Source organism: Microbacterium sp. SZ1, from assembly GCF_002362255.1.
Lineage (GTDB): Bacteria > Actinomycetota > Actinomycetes > Actinomycetales > Microbacteriaceae > Microbacterium.
Map to the genome: position 1 here is coordinate 66,173 of NZ_LPVV01000040.1, position 15,508 is coordinate 81,680.

Sequence of the window (15,508 nt, forward strand, 5' to 3'; positions counted from 1 at the left end):
TGACGGCAGAAGTGGTGGTTAGACTGATAGAGATGATGCCGCCAACTGACTCCGATGGTTCGGCGCTCGTCCCGTTCCGCTCGCCGGCGGCGCGATTCATCTTCAGCCTCGTTGTCGCGCTGCTCGTGGTTCTCGGAATCGGAAGTAGCCTTCATGCTGAGGCGACGGCTTCGGCGTCCGCCCCGACGGCAATCTCGTACGTCGCCCACGAGCACACAGATGAAGGCAGCTCCTCTCAAGCTTTGACAGGATCATCCGAGATGGTCGCTGTCGCATGCATGGTCGGTGTGTTCTTCGGCATGCTGGTGCTCGGACGGTTCCTGAGCAGCAGACCACTTACGCCTGTGCGCGCGGAGCAGTTCGCCCTGAGGGTCACGGTGCGCCCGAGCGTGCGTCATCTGCATCTGTTGCGACCTAATCCCTCCGAGCTGCAGGTGTCTCGAACCTGACTCTCCGGCTCTTAAGCCGTTTTCGTCCGTACGTTGACGCGGATGCAGATCGACGCGCGTCGTCGACAGCCTGGAGAGAAAACTTGAAGAACACCCCTTACCAACGCGCCGCCGAGGGCGTCTCGCATCGTCGCACCGCATTGCGGAAGACAGCGCTATGCATTGTCGCGCTCGTCGGATCGCTCGCGGTTCTGTCCGGATGCGCGGCAACTGTCGCAACAAGACCTGCCCCTGATGCGAACGCCCCAGAGTGCGCTGACGTATCGGTGCGCCTTCCGGATGCTGTCGGCGAGCTCGAGAGCCGGACGACCGATGGCCAGGCGACGGCCGCGTGGGGAGACCCTACGGCTGTTGTCTTCGCCTGCGGCCTTGAACCGCCAGCGCCGACGACGTTGCAATGCGTGACTATCAATTCCGTCGACTGGATCGTTGACGACGAAGAACTGCCGAACCTGCGGTTGACGACTTACGGACGGGAACCTGCGGCCCAGGCGTACGTCGACACGACTCGCCTGTCTGCCGACACTGTGCTGCAGGCACTCGCGCCGGCGGTGCAGATGCTCCCGAAAACGGCTGCCTGTTCTGCGCCTGATGAAGGTACATCGGACGACGACGACGCTCCCACGACAAGTGGCTCAGGAGACCTCCCATGAGCGTGCGAAGCACGCGCGTTATCGGTCCCGCGCTCTTGTTGACGGCAGCCGTTGTCGCTCTACTGTTGGGTCTCGTCGTCGGAGGGGGCGCCGACCCGCGCGTGGCCAGTGATCCCGGCGCCGTCGTTCGGTGGGGACTTCCGGCCGCCAAGTTCATCGTCAATCTAAGCGCCGCCGTCATGGCAGGATCGGTCGTTCTTGCCGCGTTCGCCCTGCGACGTGGCGAGAAAGAGTTCGACATCGCGCTGGACGTCACGTCCATCGGCGCTGCCGCCCTCACCATCAGCAGCGGAACGACCGGGTACCTCACGTTCCTGTCATCGTTCAACCCCGAAGTATCACTGGGTCCCGCTTTTGGACAGCAGTTCGGTCGGTTTCTCCTCGAAACCGAGCTCGGTCGTGTCTGGTTGATCACGACAGTGATAGCTGCCGTCATCACCGTGATTTCCTACGCCTTCCGCGGTTGGGGGGCCACGCTGGTCCTAGTCGTTCTCTCCCTCACATCGCTGGTCCCGATGGCGACACAGGGCCATTCGGGTAGTCTCGCGAACCACGACGCAGCCGTGATGGCCTTGGTGTTGCACATCACAAGCGCCGCCGTGTGGATGGGTGGGCTGATAGCGCTCGCGTACTTGAGGCCGAATCTGCGGGAGCATCGGTTGCGTGTGATTGTTGAGCGGTACTCAACCATCGCGCTCGTGGCGTTCGTCATTGTGACCGCCTCTGGGGTCGCTCGTACGATTGCCTCGGTGCGGGGCTGGAGTGACCTCGCCAGTGCGTATGGTGTCGTGCTCATGCTCAAGGTGGTCGCGCTGACGTTGCTCGGGCTCGTCGGAGTGGCGCACCGACGTTGGTTCATCCGGCGGAGTGTCGGAGAGCGTGCGCCATTTTGGACCTTCGTGGGCGTCGAGTTTGCCATCATGGGCGTGGCCAGCGGTGCTGCAGCGGCGCTCGCGCGCACCCCTGCGCCGGCCGACACTACGGCCCCGGTGCTGACTACGCCGGCAGAGATTCTCACTGAGGCACCTCTGCCACCTGAGCTCACATTGGCTCGATGGTTTGCGGGCAACGATGTGAACGTGCTGTGGCTGCTGATTGCGGCGTTCGGGATCTTCTTCTATCTGGCGGGAGTTCGCCGGCTGCGGCAGCGTGGCGGGGAGTGGCAAGCGTCTCGAACGTCGGCGTGGGTGCTGGGTATGGTGTTGCTGGCGTGGGCCAACGGCGGGGCCGTCGCGGTTTACGCCGAGTACCTGCACAGTATTGACGCGGTGGGGCGAGTGCTGTTGCTGCTCGTGGTTCCCTTCTTCCTTGTTCTCGGTGCGCCTTGGCAGCTCGCGATGACGACGATCACCAGTCGTACTGATGGAAGTCGTGGAGTTCGCGAGTGGTTGCAGGCCGCTGCCGGATCGAGCGTCATACGTTTCATCGCACGCCCCGTTGCCACGGTCTGCGCCTTCGCGCTTGTTCTGTGGTCCACGTCGGCGACGGGTGTGCTCCGAAGCACCCTGGCTGACCCGTTGCTGCATGAGCTGCGCGTAGCTGGTCTTCTGTTCGTCGGGAGCCTTCTCTTTTCTCTGGTCCTTCGTCGAAGGGCTATGCGCGGTCATTGGACGTGGTGGACGGCCATCGTGGGTCCTGCCGCCGCGCTCGTCGGCGTCGGTGGCTGGGTCGTTCTGCAGAGCGGCCTGATTGCCGCCAACTGGTTCGGGGCGATGGGCCGCCAATGGGGTCTCGAGCCGATGGCGGACCAGCGAATCGCCGGCATCGTCATCCTTGTCTCCGGTCCGCTGTTGGTCTTCGTCGGGATCGCAGTCAGCCGCTCACGGTCTTCTTATCCAACATTCTCAGCCTCGGGGCAGATCCGGTCCCATGCTTCTCGAAAGGTTCACTCATGACATCCCTGTCCGCTCAAATCCGCCGGATCGGCGGCGGCGCGTTCGCCACGGCCCTCGTTGTCACGCTGCTCAGCGCCGCCCCAGCTGTCGCTCATGACAACTTGACTGATGCCGTACCCGCTGCTGGCGAGACAGTGACCAGCTTGGATGCGGTCGCTCTCACCTTTAGCGGTGAACTCATCGACTTCAGCCAGACCAGCTTCGCGCAGGTTCAGGGGGCTGACGGGCTCTTCTACGAGTCCGCTTGCTCCACAATCGAGCTCAATGTGCTCACAACCCCCGTGGCTCTCGGTGCCTCGGGCACGTACACCGTGTTGTGGAACGCCGTATCCAGCGACGGGCACCCTATCTCCGAGTCGTATCAGTTCGAGTACGTGGCATCTCCGGACGCGACCGTCGCACTCGGTTGGGATGCCCCGGCGTGTGGGAACGAGGACACGCGCGCTCAACCTGCAGCGGCACCCACCAGCACCCCGGCCCCAATGGAGGACGATGTCACTTCGACACCGCAGCCGCTCGAGGACAGCGAAGCGCCGAACGCTTCCGGCGAGATCGTCGTCGTTCTTGGCATCGTCGCGGGGGTCATCGTTCTCGGTGGCCTGACAATCGCGACGATCTCGATCTTGAGCCGTCGACGGAAAAGGTCCGAGTGAGTTCGGTAGGACGGCTGATTCAAAGAATCGCTACAACGCGCTGGCTACAATCGACGTGTGGTTCATTCGATTCGACCTGCCCGTGATGGGCTGTGGAGTCGGAGCCAATTGATAATGCGGCTCATTACCACCATCGGACTAGCGCTCTTGCTCGTTTTCGCAATCTGCGCCGCAGCGCATGGCAGCGCCGAACTCGCCTCGCAGGCCGCGCCGAGTGTCGTATTGACGGCGTCCGGGGATTCGAGTGTCGTTGGCGATGAAGCGACGAGCGTCGCTGAGGAGTCGTCGCCCAGTTCGGAACTGGACCCCGCCACAGGCGCTGTACTGTGCGTCCTCGGAATTCTGTGCGGGCTCGTGGCGGCCGTCCTCCTATACCGCATGTTGTACCGTGACGCGCGTTGGACGTTTTCGACAGCCGTCAGAACGATGCTGTCGTCTGCACCCACGGCTCGCCCCACTCCAAGGCAGATGTCCTTGCCTCTGACGGCTCTCGGTCTCTCCCGCACCTGACACACCGAAGGACCGCGCAACGAGCGCGGGCCGTTTCTCGACCTTCGACCGTGTCACCTGTCTGTGGAGTACCCAATGAAACCTGCCGTGAAAGCCGGCCTCGTTGCTGTTGCCGTTGCCATCGTCCTAATCGTTGCCGCTGTGATTTTCGTCCTCGTGAGTCAAAGGAACTCCGCGCCGCCTGCGTCCGAGGATGGGGGAACTACGCCTCAAGTGCTCCGAGACAACTCTCACGTCCTCGATGATGGGGGAGAGGGGGCCGTAACCGTCGTGGAGTTCCTCGACTTCGAATGCGAAGCATGCGGTGCCTTTTATCCTGTGGTTGAAGAGCTGCGGGAGAAGTACGACGGCGAGATCACGTATGTGATCCGGTACTTCCCGCTGCCGGGTCACTTGAATTCTCGGAACGCTGCTTACGCGGCGGAAGCAGCGGCACAACAGGGCCGTCTCGAGGAGATGTACCGCATGCTCTTCGAGACCCAGTCGCAGTGGGGTGAAGCCCAGGAATCCCGGGCGAGCGTCTTCCGAGGATTTGCAGAAGAGATCGGCCTGGACATGGCCGCGTACGACGCGGCGGTCGCAGATTCGGTCACGGCCGAACGCGTCGACCTCGACTATAACGACGGCCAGGCGTTGGGCGTCAGTGGTACACCGACCTTCTTCGTCGACGGTGAGCCGGTCACACTCGAGCGGTACGAGGACCTCGAGAACGCCATCGTTGCTGCAAGCGAGGCGCAGTGACGCTAGCAGCGCTAACTCACCGTCGGGCCATCATCGTGGGCTCGGGCCACGCTGGCCTCTCCGTCGCTTCGGAACTTTCTCGAATGGGATTGGTTCCGCAGCGGGACTTCGCCGTCATCGACAGTAACTGCGACGGTCGCCGCTCGTGGGGTTATCGCTGGTCATCGATGACGCTGTTGACCGAAGCGGGACGCAGTCCGATAGCGGGTCGTCATCTTTCGGGAGACCCTTACCGCCACCCGTCACCGCGCGAGGTCGAAGAGCACCTCTTGTCGGTGGAGTCCTCGCTGCGCATCACCACCATGTGGGGCATTCGTGCGACCGGCGTGCAGCGTCTTGGCGATGGGTCGACCCTTCTCCTCTCCACCAATGAGGGGCAGGTTCAGACACGCAATATCGTCTGCGCGAGCGGATCCGCAGGTCGTCCGCGTATTCCTAGCTGGGCCGTAGAGACGCAGGCGCCGGGCATAGTCCTACACAGCGCGGACTATCGTGGCCCGACACAGATTCCCGCGGGCGACGTTCTCATCATCGGGGCGGGTCACAGCGGACAGCAGGTTGCGCGCGAACTTAGCAGCTCCCACCGCGTTACGTTGTCGTCCAGGTCGCCGCAAGGTCACAGTCCCGGAGCGGGATGGGGCCGCTGGATGGGGCGGCAGTTGCGCGACGGTAGGACATCACACGCTCCTGACTGGGAGGCGCTCGGCGTCACGTTGATGCCCGCTGCGGTGGCCGTCGACGGAGCACACATCATCTTCGAAGATGGTCAGCGAACCGCTCCGCAGTCGGTGATCTTCGCGACCGGCTATCTGCCCGCCGACACTTGGCTCCCGACTGAAGTTCGAGACTCGCCTCGCGGACGCGGAACGACAGCGGTGCCTGGTCTGTTCATCGCCGGCATGCCGCTGTACAGCAAGCCGGACGCCGACACCTTCGACGGAGCACGTCGCGACGCGATGCTCATCGCACGGCGGATCATGAAACGCCCCTGAACAACGCCCACATCAGTGAACCCCGGAATGAGGAGAACGCATGAGACATCAGAACATCACTAAGAGACTGGAACACGCAGTCGCTGCGGTGCTGCTGGTGGCGGCCGCGACCTTCATGCTGGGCTCGCAGGCAACGTCCGCGGCCGCGGCGACGGAAACCGTGCCGCCGGCTGTGTCCTCGACGCCGTCGCCGACCGCAAGTCCCAGCCCTTCGGAAGCACCTACCCCTTCGGGAACTCCGACCGAGACTGAGTCGGACAAGGAACGTCACGAAAGACAGAACGGGGAGCGACCAGTAGAGCGGGACGATCTCGGGTTCCTCGGGATCATCTTCGTAATCGGTATCGGATTCGTTCTCGCCGCGGGAGCCGTCGGTGTCGCAGTCGCCGGGCGGAAGCGACGCCGCGAAGACCGCGCGGCGGCTGACACCGAGATCGAAGGGTGATGATGAACGCCCGGATTCCGAAAAACGCGTTCGCCTTCGCGGTTGCAGGTGCGACGGTTGCCACTGACCAGGTGTCGAAGGCCATGGCCCTCGCGGAGCTGAGCACCACGGAGCGTATACCGCTGTTGGGTGACCTTTTCGGGCTGCAGCTCGCGTTCAACCCCGGCGCGATCCTCTCGTTCGGCTCCGGCGCGACCCCGTTGCTTACGGCGGTGGGCGTCATCGCAACGGTCGCCCTTTTCATCAGCGCCATCCGGTCCCGTACCGCATGGTGGGCGGTCGGTATCGGGTTCATACTCGGGGGAGCTATCGGCAACGTGCTTGACCGCCTCTTCGCGCCGCCGGGTTTTGGTCGCGGGTACGTGACGGACTTTCTCGCCTATTCCGACCTGTTCATCGGAAATATCGCCGACGTCGCGTTGGCGGTGGGGGCTGTTGTGCTCGCCATCGGCCTTTTACGCCGACGACGCAACACCCCTGAGGACCCTCAGAGTGTTTCCTCACATCTGAACGACAACGAGATGAGTGACCAGATATGACGCAGAAGAAGCGCACTCCCTCCACCTACCAGAGAAATGCGCTCGCGCCCAGCCTCATTGCCGCAGCGGTCCTGTTCCTCGCGCCTGTGCTGCTGACGACCGAATGGGCAGCTGTGGTGCTCTACGTGACGTCGATCCTGGCCATCATCGTGGGGTGGTTTGCTGTGCAGGCGCGTCACTGGTGGTGGGCGCCGGTGTTCGTCGCCATCGCGGTTCTGTGGAACCCCGTGGCACCATTCCCGTTCGAAGGACCGGTGTGGGTTGGGGTTCAGGCTGCTGCGGCGGTCGTGTTCCTGGTCGCCGGAAGTCTCATCAAGTTCCCGCGTCCATGATGTTCCTCTCACGTGCTCCACACCTCGACATCACGGAGAGCGCCCGTCGATGACCCCGTGGATCCCCGATGCCCCACCTTCGTTCCCCGACTACTTCGCCGTGGTCCCGGGGGCGCTTCCCGTGCTGCCTGCAGTCGCAGGGCTCCTTGCGGTTTTCTACTCCGCCGGCGCGATTCGGATGTGGGTGCACGGTCGGAGATGGTCAGTGTGGCGCACACTCAGCTTCCTCAGCGGGTGCGCAGGTCTTGCGGCGACGACCGGACTGGCGGTCGAAAACTACGGCTACGCGCTGATGTCGGTGTTCATGTTCCAGCAGCTCACCTTGATGATGGCGATCCCGCCACTGCTCGTCTTGGGATCCCCGGGGACGTTGCTGCTTCGCGCGACCCCGCACCGGGGAATGGGGCGTGTGGTTCTGACCATGGCTCATGCCGGCCTGCGCAGCAGACTCGCTCGGTGGACATTGAGCCCGTGGACCGCGCTCCCGCTCTACCTCGCGGCGTTCTATGGCTTATACCTGGCAGGGCTCGCGGACACGATCTTAGGCTCAACCACAGGTCACATAGCACTGGAAGTGGCTTTCCTCGCGGCGGGCATCATCTTCACCATCCCCATCCTCAGTTCCGATCCGCTTCCCGTCCGGCTCAGCCATGGCGGTCGCGCCCTGGACGTATTCGCCGAAGCCGCCCTGCATGCGTTCTTCGGCGTGTTTCTCATGATGTCGACCACCATGCTCATCACGCACTTCGTCGCTCCCACGCAGGCGATGGGCCTGGATCCCATCGAGGATCAGAGGCTCGCCGGTGGACTCGCATGGTCGTACGGCGAAGCGCCGACGCTGCTGATGTTGATCTACGTCATGCATCGGTGGTTCCGGGACGACACCGCACGGTCGCAGGCGCAAGACCGCTACGAGGACCTGCACGGTTCCTCCGAGCTCGATGAGTACAACGCCTATCTTGAGAAGCTGCGGGAGCGGGACACCTGACCATGACAGTGGCACTCAGACCCGCGTCCCTACATGAGCCCTGCTCACCGGAGACCGACCCGGTGCGTCCACTCATCACACTGTGGCTCGCGCTTCCGCTTGCCGCGGCCGCCGGACTCGCGATGGATCTCGCGAGCCCAGAGTTGAGCTGGTGGCCGCTCGCATTCGTGAGCGTTGTCGTCGCCCTGGTGACCACCGTCGGGCGCAGTATCGGTGGGGCACTGCTCGTCGGGCTTGTGTTCGGAGCGACCTTCTACTCGCTTCACCTGGACTGGGTCGGTCAATTCCTCGGCCCAGTACCCAGAATCGCATTGGTCGGGCTTCAATCCGCGATCTTCGGAATCGGTGCGATCCCGATAGCGCTCGCGTACAAGTGGACGAGCGAGCTCCGCCGCAGCGCCGCGCTGCAGGTCATCATCGTGCCCGCACTCATCGGCGTGCTCTGGGTCGGGCGAGAGGTAGCGCTCGGCTCATGGCCCTACGGGGGATTCCCGTGGGCGCGTCTCGGAATGACACAGGTGGAGGGACCTTTCCCCGAGGTCGCCTCCTGGGTCGGCGTGACCGGTCTCTCACTCGTCATCGCGACGATCTCGGCCAGCGTCGTGCAGTGGTTGCGCGCGGGGCTGCGATTCCTGCCCGCCGCAGCGCCTGCTGCGCTCCTCCTCATCGGGCTCGCCGCCATCCCGCAGTTCGCGACGACCGATGCGGGCATCCTCAGAGTCGGGTGGGTTCAGGGCAACGGCCCCTCAGGCTACTTCGATGAGCGATCCTCTGGAGACCTGCTGAGCGCTCAAGCCGACGCGACGGAACCGCTCCTCGACCGGCGGACCGATCTGCTCGTATGGCCAGAAGGAGCGGCTGAGTTCGATCCCTTCCGGGACGAACAAGCTGCCGCTGTGCTCGACGAGATCGTGACCAGGGCAGGGAGCCCCCTCCTCGGCAATGCCGCGACGACGAGAGGCGCCGAGACGTTCAACACCTCGTTCGTCTGGACGCAGGGCTCGCTCGATCCCCAAATCCACGACAAGGTCAATCCAGTCCCGTTCGGTGAGTACGTCCCCGACCGATGGTTCTATGAGCAGTTGGCCCCGGATCTCGTCGGGCTGATCCAACGCGAATACACACCGGGCACTAATCCGCCCGTTGTCACGGTGGGGAAGACCGCCATCGGGTTGGCGATCTGCTTCGACGTCATCTTCGACGGCGTGATCCGCGCCGGCGCCGAACGAGACGTGGGACTCTTCGTCTTCCAGACCAACAACGCCGACTTCCGTGGATCGGATGAGAACCTTCAGCAGCTCGCCTTTGCTCGCATGCGCGCCATTCAGACCGGGAAGAGCGTGGTCAACGTGTCCACCGTCGGCACCAGCCAGGTCATCGCCCCGGATGGAAGCATCCTCGCGACCGCTGGCGTGGATGAGGTCGCCGCTGAGGTTACGAACGTTCCCCTTCGCACCGGCACGGCGCCCGGGATCTTCGTTGACCAGTGGGCCTCGTCCAGCATCCTCCTCCTCGCGCTCGGAGCCATCGTCGGGCTCGCCATCTACTCTCGTCGGCGTTCAACGCGCCCTCCACGTCTCCACGACGACCCAACCCGAAAGGTCGAACAGTGACCACGCATGAGACTCGCCAGGCCGCGACTGCTGACTCCCGACTCGAACCGGCACTCACTCGCGCGGACCTCCGAAATCAGAGAGCCGCAGCTGCAACAGCTCATGTTCCGCAACTCACTCGCGCCGAGCTTCGGCGCGCTCGCGAGGCCACACCACCTAGCAAGGCGGATCTCATCGTGTCGACGGTCCCCAGCCACGACGCGGCGGACAGCGACCTCCCACGTCAACAGCCCTCGCCTGCCGGATCCCGAACCCGGAGCATCGGAAAGAAGCTCATCGCGGTCGGCACGCTCGCACTCGCTTCCTCATTCACGGTCGGCATGACCATCCCCGCGGCGACCATCGAAGCATCCGGAGCCGACACCACTGCGCGGTTCTCCTCCACTCAGAGTCTCGCGAGCGACGACATTCAGGCTTTCGTGGTTCCCGAGGACACCGCAGCAGTAGACCTTCGTCGGGAGAACGACTACAGCGTTACCTCGGCTCCGCAACTCGCCGCGGCCGCGGGGATCCGCTATTTCTATGGATCACTACAGATAGACCCGGATGCGGTCGTGCAGTGGCCGTTCCCTGTCAGCGTGCCCACATCGTCCAGTTTCGGGCCGCGATGGGGACGAATGCATGAGGGGGCGGATTTCACGCCCGGGGAGGGCGCCCAGATTCGGGCAGTCGCTGGGGGAACGGTGCGTATCGCTACCGAGAACGGCGGAGCGTTCGGGGTGACCGTCTACATCGAGAGCATCGTGGACGGTCAAACGGTGTTCAGTCGGTATGCGCACATGCTGAATGGGTCGCTCGGCGTCCGCGAGGGAGACATCGTGTCGGCCGGGACTGTGGTCGGAAGAGTGGGTAACACCGGCCGCAGTTTCGGTGCGCACCTGCACCTTGAGGTGTCGACAGGCGACGGCACGCTCGATCCCGTGTCCTGGTTGCAGGAGAAGACAAGTGGATGAGCGGACGGGTCTCAAGGGCTCCGGCACCGCAAGGGCGACAATCCGCTCCGTCTGGGTTCACCGCCATCCCTCCTTCACCCTGAGCCTTGTCGCCATCGTTCTGTCATCGATGCTGCTCATGCTCGGCGTTGCGTGCGCGACCGACAAAGCTGCGCCCGTCCCAGCGACCACGTCGTACGCCGATTCGACGGTGCTTTTCGCAGCCTCCGACAACCCACCCGAGATGGCTCACATCGCGCCGGGGAGCACGTCAACCTCGCTGAGTGACGGCCTCGGCACCGCTCTGTGCTCGATTACCGTTCTCTGCGGTGCTCTGCTTCTCGTTATCTCCGCCCGATGGCGTCAACCGTCTTCAACGAGCGTCCCTCTCTCGAGATTCGCCCGTGTCATCCGCGCTCTCCCGCGTGTCGATATCCGAGTGACAACACTCACGCTGACGCAACTCCGCGTATCCCGGACCTGAGCTCCGCGTCGTATCGCGTCTTCACCTCGTCGCTGCCGGCGCGCGGCAACTAACCGGCATCCCGGCGACCGCACCAGCGCGGGCCGGGAGGATTCTGGGCGCCGCCGAGGACTCGCTGTCCTTCTTCGACCGTGCCATCGGCACGTGCTCTGGACGCGAGCGACCGTGCTGCACCCTCCGACATTCGTACCTGAACAGGAACCCTCATGCATCCTGAATCCGTTCACCCACCGCCCGACTCGGTCAAGACGCCGCGAGCGCATCGACGCCGTCGCACCGCTCTCACTGTCGTGTCGATAGCCGCTCTTGTCGCCTTAGTGGGCTGCGCCTCCAACGATTCCCTCTCTCAGCAGTATCGGGAAGGCAACGAAAAAGGATTCATTGCCGGCGACTTTCAAGTCGTTGAGATCCCGGAAGCCGAGCGCGGCGAACCAGTTGCGTTCGAAGGCGTCACTGAGACCGACGAAAGGGTGTCGAGCGACGACTACCGGGGTGAGGTCCTCGTCGTGAATTTCTGGTACGCCGCATGCGGCCCGTGCATCGTCGAGGCGCCGTACCTAGAACAGGTATGGCAGGACTACCAAGATGAGGGAGTCGCCGTTCTCGGAGTCAACACGTACGACCAGGCTGCAACCGCGTTGTCATTCGCAAAGGACAACGGTGTCACCTACCCGAGTGTCATCGACGTCAACGACGGCAAGGTCAAGCTGGCGTTCGTGCAGGTGACACCGATCCAGGCGACGCCGACGACATTGGTGCTTGACCGCGGCGGACGGGTCGCCGCGCGCGTCATCGGTCAACTGGACAGCGCGTCAATCCTCGCCACCCTCGTCGACGACGTCCTCGAGGAGAGGGCGCCGTGACCCCCGGCGCACTCATCGTCGACGGCGCTCTCTGGGTCGCGCTCCCAGTCGCTCTCCTCGCGGGACTCGTCTCCTTCGTCTCCCCATGCGTGCTGCCGCTCGTCCCGGGATATCTCGGGTATCTCGGCGGAACGGTGCCAACCGGGACCGGGGGCCGACGTCCGGCACGTGGCCGGTTGATGCTGGGGGTGACGTTGTTCATCGCAGGCTTCACCGTGGTCTTCGTCGTGGTGACCATCCTTGGAGGAACCTTCGGATTCGTTCTGCTGCGGTACGCGGACATCCTGACCCGCGTGTTCGGTGTGGTCATCATTGTGATGGGACTCGTCTTCATCGGAGCTTTCAGCATCGCTCAGCGATCCGTGCGCCCCCTCCTTAGCAACCGCGCTGGGCTCATCGGTGCGCCGCTTCTCGGGTTTGCCCTCGGAGTCGGGTGGACGCCCTGCATCGGGCCGACACTCGCGGCCATCATCTCCATGTCATGGAATCTCGGGGATCCGGCGCGGGCAGGCTTGCTTGGTCTCGCTTACTCGCTGGGCCTGGGAATCCCCTTCCTGATCCTCGCCGCTGGATGGGGATGGGCCTCCTCCTCGGTGGCGTTCCTCCGACGCCATGTCCGCACTCTCAATCTCATCGGCGGCGCGATGCTCGTCGCCCTCGGAATCCTCATGGTTTCAGGGGCGTGGACCTCGCTCATGTCCCAACTCCAGCAGGTGATTATCAATGTCCCGCTCCCGCTCTGACTCCCGCACGACAAGCGACCCGCTCCGACCCAGCGACCACGCCGAAACCGACACTGCGGTAGAAGTGACCAACCCCTCGCTCAGCGTCACCGGGTGGCTGCGATGGGGGTGGACGCAGTTGACGAGCATGCGCACCGCGCTGCTTCTTCTGCTTCTATTGGCAATCGCGGCAATACCGGGCTCGCTGTTCCCGCAACGCAGCGCGGACCCGAACGGTGTCGTGCAATGGCGGCGGAACAATCCCGAGATGTTTCCTCTGGCCGATGGCCTCGGACTGTTCGACGTCTACATCTCACCGTGGTTCTCCGCCATCCACCTTCTGCTGTTCCTCTCGCTGATTGGCTGCGTCATCCCCCGCGCGAAGCACCACTACGTTGCGTTGCGCTCGCGTCCCCCGCGGACACCGTCGCGGCTGTCACGACTTCCCGCCCATCGCGAACTGGTGGTCGCCGCAGACGCGGAACGTGCCATTGTCTCTGCGTCGGACATGCTGCGCCGGTCTGGCTATCGCGTTGAGCGCTACGACCAGCGAGGCTCCTTCTCGGTGTCCGCTGAACGCGGCTACCTCCGAGAATCAGGGAACCTCGTCTTCCACGTTGCATTGGTGGGCGTGCTCGTCTCCGTTGCCGTCGGCGGATCTTTCGCCTTCACCGGTCAACGAGTCGTGGTTGAAGGGACAACCTTCGTCAACGCCCTCAGCGACTACTCCTCGTTCAACCCCGGACGCTTCGTCGACGGCACCGGTCTCGTGCCCTACTCACTCACGCTCGACGACTTCCGGGTGGCGTATCGGCTACCTGGAACCCCGGGGGCAGGGCAGGCCGAGAACTTCGACGCGCAGATCACCGTTCGCCAGCCAGGGGAGGAGGACACCGCGACGAGCGTGCGGGTGAACCACCCAATTACCGTTGCGAACGACCGCATCTACCTGCTCGGGAACGGGTACGCTCCAACGCTCACCGTGAGGAACGGCGACGGTGACATCGTCTTCAGCGAATCGCAGCCGTTCCTTCCGCAAGACTCCAACATGACGTCGCTGGGTATCATCAAGATCCCGGATGGGTTGCCGAAACAGGTCGGACTTGTTGGTTTCTTCTACCCCACTCAGGGGACCCTCCCATCGGGAGCCTTCACATCGATCTATCCCGATGTCGTTGACCCAGTGCTGACATTCAATGTCTTCAGTGGCGACCTTGGCATCGACGACGGCACGCCGCGCTCGGTGTACACGCTGGACGTGAGCGGGCTCAACCAGGAGACCGGAGGTGACAGCGAGGTTGACTCGTTGGAGCTTCGCCCCGGAGACACCGTTGACCTTCCGAACGGGTGGGGGTCTGTGACGTGGGAGATCGCGGAAGAGCAACAACCGGTGAAGCGGTTCGCGTCATTGCAGATTCAACAGGACCCCAGCAGCGGGGGAGTGCTCCTCTTCTCCGTTATTGCGATGGTCGGGCTGTTCGCCGGACTGTTCGTGCCACGCCGACGCGTCTGGGTGAAAGCGCGTGTCGATGAAGGCCTGGTGCGTATCGAATACGCCGGCCTCGCCCGAGGGGACGACCCGACACTGCAACGGGCGATAGATGAACTCGCCCGCCGCCACTCCACATCCGTTGATGCACACGACACATCTGCAGCCGCCATCGACCATTCCCACGACCCCTCCGAAAGGAACCCGTCATGACCGACCTCAGCCTTGACGGCATCTCTCTCCTCCTCGTCTGGACGGCGATTGCCACATACGTCCTCGCCTTCGCGGCCTACACCATCGATCTCGCGCAACGCAGCGCGGCCTCCACCGTGCCGGCGAGGAGCGTGGTCGTGGCGGGACCGAATAGATCAGATCTGCAGGGATCGGAGCCTCATCAGAGCTCTGGTAGGACCGGGGGGCCACCACGCCGGATGTGGGCCAGGATCGGGACCTCGCTCACCGTCCTCGCGCTCCTGTTCCACCTCGGAGGAACCTTGGGCCGAGGTATCGCCGCCGAACGCGTCCCATGGGCGAACATGTATGAGTTCGCGCTCACCGGCACGCTCCTCATCGTCGCCGTCTACCTCGTCGTGCTGCGATTGTACGACCTGCGGTTCCTGGGAGCGTTCCTGCTCGGTATGACCGTGCTACTCCTCGGCGGCGCCACACTCGGGTTCTATGTCGAGGTAGCGCCGTTGATGGATCCGTTGAAGAGCGTCTGGCTCGTCATCCACGTCTTCGTCGCCTCGCTGGCCACTGCACTGTTCGCTCTTGCTTGCGGAGTGTCGGTCACTCAACTCATGCAGGGGCGACGTGAGCGACTACTCGCGGCCGACGCCGCGGGGAACGCCGCGCGGAAGGGGCCCCGGTTCCTCCGCACGATCCCGTCGGCTGAGACTCTGGAGACTCTCGCGTACCGGTTCACCATCGTCGGCTTCATGTTCTGGAGTTTCACCCTCATCGCGGGGGCGATCTGGGCAAACGATTCGTGGGGCCGTTACTGGGGATTCGACGTCAAGGAAGTGTGGACGTTCGTGATTTGGGTCCTCTACGCGGGGTACATCCATGCGCGGGCCACGCGGGGATGGCGCGGGGCGCGATCCGCCTGGCTGTCCATCGTTGGCTTCGCGGCGGTGCTGTTCAATTTCACCATCGTGAACATCTATTTCCCCGGTCTCCACTCATACTCAGGGCTCACCTGACAGGCG

General features: G+C 63.7%; 16 protein-coding genes. All 16 read left to right on the top strand.

Features of this window, described 5'->3' with window-relative positions; all coding sequences use genetic code 11:
- Positions 1 to 32: 32 nt before the first annotated feature.
- Positions 33 to 449 (top strand): hypothetical protein, encoded by a 417-nt coding sequence (locus tag AUC47_RS14355; protein ID WP_096715874.1) that lies wholly within the window; start codon positions 33 to 35, stop codon positions 447 to 449.
- Between the two features lie 140 nt (positions 450 to 589).
- Positions 590 to 1,102, top strand: a complete 513-nt coding sequence (locus tag AUC47_RS14360) for a DUF3515 family protein (RefSeq protein ID WP_096716143.1) — start codon at positions 590 to 592, stop codon at positions 1,100 to 1,102.
- Positions 1,099 to 2,997: a cytochrome c oxidase assembly protein gene (locus AUC47_RS14365; RefSeq protein ID WP_096715875.1), complete on the top strand. Its 1,899-nt coding sequence runs from the start codon at positions 1,099 to 1,101 to the stop codon at positions 2,995 to 2,997. Before AUC47_RS14360 ends, AUC47_RS14365 begins: the two co-directional genes overlap by 4 nt.
- On the top strand, positions 2,994 to 3,650 hold the full coding sequence (locus AUC47_RS14370; protein ID WP_179297639.1) for a copper resistance CopC family protein: 657 nt from the start codon (positions 2,994 to 2,996) through the stop codon (positions 3,648 to 3,650). The genes AUC47_RS14365 and AUC47_RS14370 overlap by 4 nt, the downstream gene beginning before the upstream one ends.
- Before the next feature lie 585 nt (positions 3,651 to 4,235).
- Positions 4,236 to 4,901: a DsbA family protein gene (locus AUC47_RS14380; RefSeq protein ID WP_096715878.1), complete on the top strand. Its 666-nt coding sequence runs from the start codon at positions 4,236 to 4,238 to the stop codon at positions 4,899 to 4,901.
- 35 nt (positions 4,902 to 4,936) lie between these two features.
- Entirely contained in the window at positions 4,937 to 5,893 is a 957-nt protein-coding gene (locus tag AUC47_RS14385; protein ID WP_256999632.1) for an NAD(P)-binding domain-containing protein, read from the top strand.
- A 40-nt stretch (positions 5,894 to 5,933) separates the two neighbouring features.
- Positions 5,934 to 6,338, top strand: a complete 405-nt coding sequence (locus tag AUC47_RS14390; RefSeq protein ID WP_096715880.1) for a hypothetical protein — start codon at positions 5,934 to 5,936, stop codon at positions 6,336 to 6,338.
- A complete protein-coding gene (locus AUC47_RS14395; RefSeq protein WP_096715881.1) occupies positions 6,338 to 6,877 on the top strand; it encodes a signal peptidase II in 540 nt (179 codons plus the stop codon). The genes AUC47_RS14390 and AUC47_RS14395 overlap by 1 nt, the downstream gene beginning before the upstream one ends.
- A complete protein-coding gene (locus AUC47_RS14400) occupies positions 6,874 to 7,209 on the top strand; it encodes a DUF6804 family protein (RefSeq protein WP_067118169.1) in 336 nt (111 codons plus the stop codon). The genes AUC47_RS14395 and AUC47_RS14400 overlap by 4 nt, the downstream gene beginning before the upstream one ends.
- Before the next feature lie 49 nt (positions 7,210 to 7,258).
- Positions 7,259 to 8,197 (top strand): cytochrome c oxidase assembly protein, encoded by a 939-nt coding sequence (locus AUC47_RS14405; RefSeq protein WP_096715882.1) that lies wholly within the window; start codon positions 7,259 to 7,261, stop codon positions 8,195 to 8,197.
- A 62-nt stretch (positions 8,198 to 8,259) separates the two neighbouring features.
- A complete protein-coding gene (gene lnt / locus AUC47_RS14410) occupies positions 8,260 to 9,810 on the top strand; it encodes an apolipoprotein N-acyltransferase (protein WP_306453254.1) in 1,551 nt (516 codons plus the stop codon).
- A 176-nt stretch (positions 9,811 to 9,986) separates the two neighbouring features.
- The gene (locus tag AUC47_RS14415) at positions 9,987 to 10,763 is read left to right on the top strand and encodes a M23 family metallopeptidase (RefSeq protein ID WP_096715884.1); all 777 of its coding nucleotides are present in this window, start codon (positions 9,987 to 9,989) and stop codon (positions 10,761 to 10,763) included.
- A 669-nt stretch (positions 10,764 to 11,432) separates the two neighbouring features.
- Entirely contained in the window at positions 11,433 to 12,089 is a 657-nt protein-coding gene (locus AUC47_RS14425; protein WP_096715886.1) for a TlpA family protein disulfide reductase, read from the top strand.
- Entirely contained in the window at positions 12,086 to 12,832 is a 747-nt protein-coding gene (locus AUC47_RS14430) for a cytochrome c biogenesis CcdA family protein (RefSeq protein ID WP_096715887.1), read from the top strand. The genes AUC47_RS14425 and AUC47_RS14430 overlap by 4 nt, the downstream gene beginning before the upstream one ends.
- Positions 12,813 to 14,513, top strand: coding sequence for a cytochrome c biogenesis protein ResB (resB, locus tag AUC47_RS14435; protein ID WP_096715888.1), 1,701 nt, complete (start codon positions 12,813 to 12,815; stop codon positions 14,511 to 14,513). The genes AUC47_RS14430 and resB overlap by 20 nt, the downstream gene beginning before the upstream one ends.
- Complete coding sequence (ccsB, locus tag AUC47_RS14440; RefSeq protein WP_096715889.1) at positions 14,510 to 15,502, top strand: c-type cytochrome biogenesis protein CcsB; 993 nt, start codon at positions 14,510 to 14,512, stop codon at positions 15,500 to 15,502. The genes resB and ccsB overlap by 4 nt, the downstream gene beginning before the upstream one ends.
- Positions 15,503 to 15,508: the final 6 nt, after the last annotated feature.